8 protein-coding genes are annotated in these 9,121 nt (G+C 59.5%); 3 read left to right on the plus strand and 5 right to left on the minus strand.

All coding sequences use genetic code 11. The annotated features are described in order from the left end of the window. Positions 1-12 precede the first annotated feature (12 nt). Entirely contained in the window at positions 13-546 is a 534-nt protein-coding gene (locus E1J61_RS28950) for a hypothetical protein (protein WP_133097356.1), read from the plus strand. A gap of 109 nt (positions 547-655) precedes the next feature. After that, positions 656-1,153 carry a plastocyanin/azurin family copper-binding protein gene (locus tag E1J61_RS28955; RefSeq protein WP_133097357.1) on the plus strand — a complete coding sequence of 166 codons (498 nt, stop codon included), beginning with the start codon at positions 656-658 and terminating at the stop codon, positions 1,151-1,153. Positions 1,154-1,205: 52 nt separating this feature from the next. On the opposite strand, the gene E1J61_RS28960 is transcribed toward E1J61_RS28955, so the two are convergent. The 5 genes from E1J61_RS28960 to ftsH all read right to left on the minus strand — a co-directional run bounded on the left by E1J61_RS28960 (position 1,206) and on the right by ftsH (position 8,894). Next, a complete protein-coding gene (locus E1J61_RS28960) occupies positions 1,206-3,038 on the minus strand; it encodes a DUF3141 domain-containing protein (protein WP_133097358.1) in 1,833 nt (610 codons plus the stop codon). Next, complete coding sequence (locus E1J61_RS28965) at positions 3,031-3,483, minus strand: hypothetical protein (protein WP_133097359.1); 453 nt, start codon at positions 3,481-3,483, stop codon at positions 3,031-3,033. Before E1J61_RS28965 ends, E1J61_RS28960 begins: the two co-directional genes overlap by 8 nt. A 208-nt stretch (positions 3,484-3,691) precedes the next feature. Beyond that, positions 3,692-6,127, minus strand: coding sequence for a cation-translocating P-type ATPase (locus E1J61_RS28970; RefSeq protein ID WP_133097360.1), 2,436 nt, complete (start codon positions 6,125-6,127; stop codon positions 3,692-3,694). A gap of 45 nt (positions 6,128-6,172) precedes the next feature. Next, positions 6,173-6,970, minus strand: coding sequence for a polyphosphate kinase 2 (gene ppk2 / locus E1J61_RS28975; RefSeq protein ID WP_133097363.1), 798 nt, complete (start codon positions 6,968-6,970; stop codon positions 6,173-6,175). Further along, the gene (ftsH, locus tag E1J61_RS28980; RefSeq protein WP_133097361.1) at positions 6,957-8,894 is read right to left on the minus strand and encodes an ATP-dependent zinc metalloprotease FtsH; all 1,938 of its coding nucleotides are present in this window, start codon (positions 8,892-8,894) and stop codon (positions 6,957-6,959) included. Before ftsH ends, ppk2 begins: the two co-directional genes overlap by 14 nt. Before the next feature lie 126 nt (positions 8,895-9,020). Here ftsH and E1J61_RS28985 point away from each other — a divergent pair. Next, the coding region (locus tag E1J61_RS28985) for a transposase DNA-binding-containing protein (protein ID WP_133095080.1) at positions 9,021-9,121 on the plus strand (101 nt) is incomplete at its 3' end.

The raw sequence follows: 9,121 nt of genomic DNA on the forward strand, positions 1-9,121 counted from the left end.
AGGAGCTTTCCCATGGTCCACATTCGCCGCGTTCCCATACTCCTCGCAGCTGCCACCCTCGCGTGGGCGCCTGTCACTTTCTCGGCTTCGCCTTCGACAGATGCCCAGCATGAGCAGCACCACCCTAAGGAGCAGCCTAGGAAGCCGGCGCCGGCCGCTGCACGGCCTGTCGCACCCCAAGCCACGGGAAATGCTGACCTCGACGCCCAGATTGCACACTTGCGTGCAATCCGTGAGCGGCTGTCGCGGGCTAATACCCCGGAAGAGCGCCAGGCACTGATGGTCGAACGTAACAAGGTCACCCAGGACACCATGGCCATCATGCACAAGGACATGATGGGAATGGGAATGGGAATGGCAGGCCCAGGTGGGATGCCCTCGCCCAAAGGCAAGGCCACGGCCTCGCAAATGCAAACGTGTCAGGACATGATGGGCCAGCACATGGCTTTCATGCAGGAAATGATGCAGATGATGATGGAGAACCAAGGCATGATGGGTGGCGGCATGGGGTCTGGAATGGGCGCCCCCGGCATGGTGGGCAAATAGCCGACTGCCAGTTCAGTGCCTCGCTAGTCAGTCGGTGCGGCGCGGGTCTCACTCGCTGGTGACTCTCACGGCATTTTCTGCGGCTGGTGTTAAGTGGAGGAATAGCTACTTGAAGCTGACGAGGACATACCGAGTGGCTGGTCTTATAGTCGCCTTCTGGCTGCCTGCTGCCGCCCTAGCGGCCGGTAACGAGCCGGAATGGTGGCACGGCCACGGCCATGGTGGCGGGGGTATCGCCGCTGTCGGGAAGCTTGGAGATCCCAGCAAAGTCAGTCGCACTATCGCACTGGCGGTGTCCGACGGTGCTCCATTTGCCCCATCGACGATAACGGTGAAGAGAGGCGAGACCGTGCGTTTCGTCGTGAAGAACTCGGGCAAGGTAACGCACGAGATGGTGCTCGGGACCGACAGCCAGCTCACCGAGCTTTATCACACCCGGATGCAGGGAGGTGGAAAGGAACTCACGACTCCCAACGCCATCACCATTAGCGCCGGAAACTCGGCCGAACTAATTTGGGAGTTCACCAAGTTCGGTACCATATCCTTTGGCTGCCTATTGCCGGGGCACTACGACACCGGCGAGAAGGGCACCATTAGCGTTCGTTAAGCCACTTGAGTCGCCGTGGACGTGCACGGTGCTTCAAGCTCTGGTCATGTGGCTAACAGCACGACTCATTACAATTTGTGGGAGTCGTGTACATCGATGCAACATACGGCCACGGCGGCCCGTAGAGGCAGAGGAACGCAACCTCGGCGGCCGCATCACGGGCTGAACGGCTCGCTTGCAATGCGCCCGTCACCATGGTGCTCATGGCTTCCTCAAGAGAACGCCACATGTTCTCTTCCGTCGGCTCGACGCGGGCCGACCTTGCTTGGCCCGCCAACGCTGCGATTAGTAAAAGCCAGGGCTGGAACCGTTCCGACCAGGCATAACAGGACCAGCGCATGGGATGCGTCCACTTCAGCCACTCCGCGCCCCATGGGGTCGCGGTAGCACGAACGAATGGGCTGAAAAACTGCTCGTATAACTTCTCGCTGAATTCCGATACCGCCCGGACTCGCTCGAACTCAGCGCGCGGGTAAGTGAATTGGATATCCTCGACGCGGCGCGGTTCAAACGTGACACGAATCTTCTGTGTGCCCCTATTGGTATCGGGGGCATCGCCGGCTAGCCTCATTTCGTATAGCCCCGGCGGCAGTGTCTCTATCGCCTCGAGGCTGTGCAGGATGGCTCGGTGTTCATGGCGTGCCACCCTCGCCGATACGAAGATACCGAGGTGGCCCACGTGTGGATTGGTCAGGAAAACAATACGCTGGCCAGCAGCGACCAAATCCTCGGTACTTGCGTATACCGCAGGTATCCAGCCCAGTGCCTGATGTGGGGGCGTGATGTTGTCGCCGTAGGACGCAAATACAACGATTGGCTTCGAGATGCGTCGCAGGTCCACCGTGCAGTCGCAGTCGACGTGAACTTCGCCTGTTTCGAGCTTATTGCCAACGAACAGGTCCTGGACGATCGCCACAAGTTCTTCCCGGCTCAGGAAGTAGAATCCGTTCCACCAGCGTTCGAACTCTAGAAATCGCTCCCGCTCCCGCTCTGGGTCAGCAAAGACCGTGTAGAACTTTTCCCCTAGCGCGGATTCGGGCTTCAGAAACTGGAAATTCTGCACCAACCATGCGCCGTCGAAGCGGCCGTTGCCCAGGTCCGCGAGGAGGTTGGCAAGCCACACGCCACCGGAGAATCCGCCAAGCAGGCGCATCGGATTTACGCCAGACTCGCCGGACCAGTATGAAAGCGGAGAACCATTTAGCACCGAAAAGCCGGACACATGCTCACAGCAGTAGGCCGCCAGCAGCATTACCTCCCAGCCGGCTTGGCAGTTCCCATAGAGGACCGGAGCTTGGCCGTCATGTCGGCTCGCCACCTCCTGGACAAAGATGCGCAAAGCGTTCAGTACATCGCCGAGGGTCTGTCCCGGGCACGGAATCGGGAAGAAGATGACGAAGTAGACCGGGTGCCCTTCGGAGAGCGCCATGCCGACTTCGGAGTCGCGCTTGAAGCCTCCAATGCCAGGGCCGTGACCAGCGCGTGGGTCGATGACAATGACCGGCGTCGCGCCAGCCTTTACTCGTTCCTCCAAATGGTCCGTGCCACAGCGTGTGATACGGAGCAGCGCATAGTTGGCCGGTCGCTCGAACGTTCTGGCATCGAGCAACATCTCATAGTCGAAGTGCAGCAGCGGTGGGAGGCCAGCCTCTTCGTGGGCGAGCATATTGTTAGCCCGCTGCCGCAGTATATCGACGAAGAGAATCCAGCGCTGCGCAAAATCCACCGAATAGTCCCACCACTGCCGGGAGACGTCGCTGGCGGCTATTGGATGCTGCAGGGCATCATCGACCTCTGGGGTAGCCACCAAAGCCCCTTCCAGAGGCCGGCCGGTCGAGGAGCTACGCGCTGGGCGTCGCTTACGCTGTATCGTGTCTTCAGCCATGTGGCACCTTTTCACTGTCTCTTGAACCGATAATCTGCTCTATCTCGCCCTGCAGCGAATCGTGGGCACGAGCTGCAAGCCATGCGGCGAGTCCATACTTCGCAAGTTTTCCGCTGACGATGGCGGCGAAGACCCCAAGTCGTGAAAGCTCTGCCATCGCGACGATGACGAGCGCCGGCGTTTGCGGTAGCGGTGAGGCTGCGATGGCCAGTAGCGCAACGAGACCGTAGTCCTCGGTAAGCCGTGCAATCCTGACCCATTTGGCAGAGCGTGTGAGTTCAGGCAAGTACCCGAACAACTGCACCCAGCCGAGATGGTGGAATACAACATAGAGAATGAGGGCTGCCGTACCGCTTCCCACAGCGGCATACAGCGCTATGGCTCGCCATCGCCTGGCGTTAAGCAGCACGGAAGCAGTTACGAGCGGCATCACAGGTACGGACATGCTCAAGGTGCCAAGGAATGCCAGTCCACCGACCAAGACGGGGTAGCCCCTTCGGTCCACTCGCTTGGATAACATGTCGAGGACACCGAGGAAGACCAGGCGGCTGAGCCTTCCCGTGTGGGTCGTACGCGCTGGAAGCCCGCCCGAATGTCCGTGCGGTGCTGGACGGGGCTTCTCGGGTCGAGCTCTTGTCTCCATGGCAGGAAGCTCAGCTGGCAATTGGCACAGCAACATCCGTGCCCGATACGGGCGGGGACGCGGGGCGAAGGCCGGCGAGCTTGGTGCGCTTGAGCAACAGCGCATTGATTGCCACTAGGGCAGAACTGCCCGACATGGAGAGCGCTGCAATCTCCGGGCTCAATGTGAAGGGGTAGAGCAGACCGGCTGCCAAGGGGAACGCAACCAGGTTGTAGGCTACCGCCCACCAGAGATTCTGGTGCATCTTTCGCAGGGTGGCACGCGACAACTCGATGGCTCCCACCACGTCAAACGGGTCGCTCTTCATCAGCACGATGTCGGCGCTTTCCATCGCCACGTCCGTGCCGGCGCCGATGGCGAATCCGACGTCCGCCTGGGTTAGTGCGGGCGCGTCGTTGATGCCGTCACCCACCATGCCTACCTTCTTGCCTTGCGCCTGCAGCTCCTTGACCTTCTCGGCCTTTTGCCCGGGCAACACATCGGAAAGCACCAACTCAATACCCAAGCCAGCCGCGATACGTTCGGCCGTGGCCCTGTTGTCCCCAGTCAGCATTGCCACCTGCACGCCGCGCTCGCGCAACTTCGCCACCGTCGCAGCGGACGTGGGCCTGGGAGCGTCGGCGATGGCAATCAGCCCAATGAGTTTGCCGCCGTAGGCGACATGAATGACCGTTCGGCCTGCCCCTTGCATCAGGTCGGCCTGTTCGGTAAGACCGTTCATGTCCACGCCGTCGGCGGCCATGAGCTTACGGTTTCCAAGCAGCGCCAGCTTCCCTTCGACCTCCGCTTTGGCCCCCATGCCGTCGATATTCGTGAAGGCGGTGGCGACTGGCCTCGCCAGTTCACCGGCGCGTTTGAGGATGGCTTGAGCGAGCGGGTGTTCCGAAGCTTGCTCGACCGAAGCTGCCAGCCCGAGCATCGCGTTCACGTCCACGTCCTGACGGGTGAAGATTTCAACGACCTCGGGCTCACCCATGGTTAGGGTGCCAGTCTTGTCGAACACGACCACATTCAGCTTGGTGGCGTCCTCCAAGGCCGACGCATTCTTAAACAGAATCCCGTTCATCGCCCCAAGCCCCGTCCCGACCATCACGGCCATCGGAGTCGCTAGCCCCAACGCATCGGGGCAAGCTATGACGAAAACTGTGATGGTCAGCGTGAGGGCAAACAGCAACGATTGGCCTAACCACCAATACCAGCCGACAAACGTCAGGATGCCAATACCAAGCGCCGCGAGCACGAGCCATTGCGATGCACGGTCCGCCAGTAGTTGCGCAGGCGCTTTGGAGTTCTGTGCCTCCTGCACCAGCTTGACGATTTGTGCCAATGCGGTGTCACTACCAACTCTTGTGGCGCGATAGCGGAAGCTGCCGCTCTTGTTAATCGTCGCGCCGATGACGTTGTCGCCTGGCCCCTTTCGCACGGGCAGGGACTCTCCAGTCAGCATTGATTCGTCCACCTGGGAAACGCCATCGATGACTTCACCATCAGCGGGAATCTTGTTGCCGGGGCGGATGATGACGATGTCGCCCACCTTAACCTCGGCAGTCGCTATCTCCAGTTCTTGACCATCGCGCAGCACTGTGGCCTTCGGCGGGGCCAGGTCCATCAGCGTGCGGATAGCGTCAGAGGCGCCGGCTCGTGCGCGCATCTCCAGCCAGTGCCCTAGCAGTATGAACACCAGGAGTACGGCTGAGGCCTCGTAGAACTGCTCCCCGGCAAAGAAGAAGGTAGACCCGACGCTGAACAAGTAGCCAGTGCCGACGGACAGGACAACCAGCGTTGCCATATTGAGAGCGCCATTCTGAAGTGCTCGCCAGGCGGAAACGAAGAAAGGCCAGCTTGGATAAAGAATGGCGGCGCTTGCAAGCAGGAACAGCCACTGGTTCATTGCCAGGCCGAACGGCGGAGCCGGCATGGGAATCTGCATTCCCATCGGCGCATAGAGAAAGATGGGAATCGTAAAAACCAGGCAAATCCAGAAGCGGTTGCGCATATCGCGAACCATCTCCTTCATGTCCATGCCAGCACCGTGACCCATCTCGTGGGCCATGTGGTCGTGCGCTGCGTGTGCCTCGGCTTTTCCTTTGGCATCGTGGGCGACCGGATGCACATGGTCCTGCCGCCTGCCAAGCGCGGCTAGCCTGGACGCAGTGCCTGAGCGTGCTTCGGCCATGACATCTGTTGCGAGTTCGCCAGGCGGGTCTTCTGGCGTGCAAATATGTCGGGGAACAAGCTCGCCCTTGCAATGATGACCGCACTCCCCCAGTTTCGCCTTGATGTGGCTCAGGCTTGTAATGGCTTCGTCATACTCCACCGTAGTGCTGCCGGTGACGCAGTTGACCTCTGCCTTCACTACGCCCGGTACCCGGGCTAATTGCTTCTCCACCCCCCGAGCGCTCAGAACGGATAGCATGCCTCCAACTTCAATGATGCTGGTCTTCATCTCATCCATCCTCGCTGTTCACGTGTCCAAGACGGCGCGACCACCTCATTTCGCAATGGCTCCACTCAACAGATGTTCCTCTGCATAGGGAAACACGACTTCGGGATTGGGGCGTATCAGCTCTTCGTCTTTGTTCGCATAGTGCAGACGGGTTAGCAAATCCTTGATGACACTGAGGCGCGCGACACGTTTGTCGTCGGCGCGTACCACGTACCATGGCACGAAGTCGCTGGTCCGGGAAAACATCTGATTTCGCGCCTTGCTGTATTTCTTCCACAGCGACACTGCCTGCTCGTCAATGGGGCTGACTTTCCACTGCTTTAGTGGGTCTCGGCGGCGCTCTTCGATGCGCTTCTTCTGTTCGGCTTTACTGATGTCCAGGTAGTACTTGATAAGGCGAATCCCAGAACGCACGAGCATCCGCTCGAATTCCGGAACACTTGTCATGAACTCCTCATGCTCGTCATCAGTGCAGAAGCCCATCACGTGCTCCACACCCGCTCGGTTGTACCAACTACGATTGAAAAGGGTGAATTCGCCGGCCGCCGGCAGTTCGGCCGCATAGCGCCGGAAGTACCAGGAGCCTCGGTCTCGGTCGGAAGGCTTCCCAAGGGCGACCACGCGAGTTTCACGCGGGCTGAGATGTTCGACAATGCGCTTGATGGTGCCGTCCTTCCCGGCGGCGTCCCTGCCTTCAAAAATCACCAGAATCCGGTCGTCGCAGCAGATGAAGTGCTTCTGCAGTTTGACCAGCTCGATTTGAAGCAGGTGGAGGTTCTCCTCGTAGTCCTCATGCGAAATGGCGCTTACCTCGGATGTGGCGTTCTGGCTACTTGCCTTCATTTTCATGATTTCCCTTCCGCGCGTCAGGCGCATCGGGTGTGGCTGGGTGGGGCTTCCCAGCTGTGAGCGGGGTGACTTTTTCAGAAAGCAGCAACTCCAGGGCAGGTCGGTCTACGACCTCCTGCTCGAGGAGTAGCTTCGCCAGCGCGTCCAGTTTGTGTCGATTTTTCAGGATTGTCTGCTTCACCCGCTGGCTAGCGTCGCCCAGAATCTTCCGGACTTCTGCGTCAATGATTTGGGCTGTGCTCTCGCTGTATTCTTTGCGTTCGCGCGGGACCAGTCCTGGTGCGTTAAACAGCGGGTTCGGCATGCCCTCGTAAGTGGCAAGTCCAAGCTGCTCGCTCATGCCGAACTGCATAATCATTTGCCGAGCCATATCTGTGGCGCGTTGCAGGTCATTCTGGGCGCCGGTGGAGATATCGCCGAAGACGATTTGCTCGGCCATGCGCCCGCCGAGCAGCACGTCGAGCCGGTCAAGCAGCTCACTCTGCTTCAGCACATAGCGGTCCTCGGTCGGCGTCTGCTGTGTATAGCCGAGCGCTGCCACGCCACGGGGAATGATGGAGACTTTCGATACGCGGTCGGCGTGTGGTCGCGATTCGGCCACGATGGCATGGCCGGCCTCGTGGTACGCAATGGTTTCCTTTTCCTGCGGATTCATCACGCGGTTCTTCTTTTCCAGGCCGCCAATGATGCGGTCCAGCGCCTCGTCGAAGTCGGCCATCTCCACGGCATCCTTACCCTTGCGCGCCGCCAGCAGCGCGGCCTCATTGACAAGGTTGGCGAGGTCAGCGCCGGCGAATCCAGGTGTTCGGGCCGCCAGCTTTGTCAGTTCGACAGTGGGAGCGAGGACGACATTCTTGATGTGGACCTTGAGAATCTGCTCGCGGCCCTTCAGGTCGGGCCGGTCCAGCGCGACATGCCGGTCAAACCGCCCGGGGCGCAACAGTGCTGGGTCCAGAATTTCAGGCCGGTTAGTCGCGGCCATGATGATGACGCCCTTGTTGGTATCAAAGCCGTCCATCTCGACGAGCAACTGGTTCAGCGTCTGTTCGCGTTCGTCGTTGCCGGACACTGCATTAAGCGCGCGGGTCTTGCCCAGTGCATCGAGCTCGTCGATGAAGATGATGCAAGGCGCCTTGGTTTCTGCCTGGTTGAACAGGTCGCGAACGCGAGCCGCTCCAACACCCACAAACATTTCAACGAACTCCGAGCCGCTCATGCTGAAGAACGGCACGCCAGCTTCTCCGGCTACTGCCTTCGCCAGCAGGGTCTTGCCGGTACCTGGCGCTCCGAGAAGCAGCACGCCCTTGGGAATCTTGCCGCCCAGGCGCCGGTAGCGCTGGGGGTCCTTCAGGAAATTGACGATTTCGGCAAGCTCTTCCTTGGCTTCATCGATGCCGGCGACATCGGCAAAGGTCACGCCGGTCTCCTTCTGCATGTAGACCTTAGCCTTGCTCTTGCCAATCTCCATCATGCCGCCAGCGCCAGCACCCATTCGTTTGATGAGGAAGCTCCAGATAACAAAGAACAGCAGTGCAGGGACAATCCATGACAGCAGGAGGCCAATCCATTTGTTGTCGGCCTGCCCGACAAAGCGAACTTTTGCCGCTTCGAGCTCTTGAATCAGGTTGGGGTCGTTGACGCGGACTGTCGAGAAGGCGTGGTCTCCCTTTCCCTGCTGCAGCATCTCGTCGACCTGTTTCTTGGGGAGAAAATTTTCAATGCCATCGGTGTTAAGCGTTCCCGTGATGGCTCCTTCGCCGAGCGTGACGTTCTTGAGCTTGCCAGCCTTCAATAAGACCTTGAAGTCACTGTATGGCAGCGTTTCGACGTGAAAAGGGGTAAAGAAGCTCTGAAGGATGAGTATCGCCGTGACGGCCGCGAGTATGTACCAAAGGGAAAATTGTTGACGCGGTTCCATGCATCTCCTTATACAGAAGTAGTACCGTCTCCACCGTGGGGCATGGAGCCTGAGGCCGTGGAAATTTCGAGGTAAGGGGTTGTTAACTTCGCCTGACTCGCGTTTACTGTCGAGTTTTTAGCAGCGATGGGCAACGAGTCGGGGGCATGGGTGGACGAGGAATTTGAGAGCCTGGATCTAGGTGATCCGCGGCGGGATCGGCGCGCCAAGGAGTTGCTCAAGCGGTT

Source organism: Cupriavidus sp. L7L (assembly GCF_004353535.1).
Classification (GTDB): Bacteria; Pseudomonadota; Gammaproteobacteria; order Burkholderiales; family Burkholderiaceae; genus Cupriavidus; species Cupriavidus oxalaticus_A.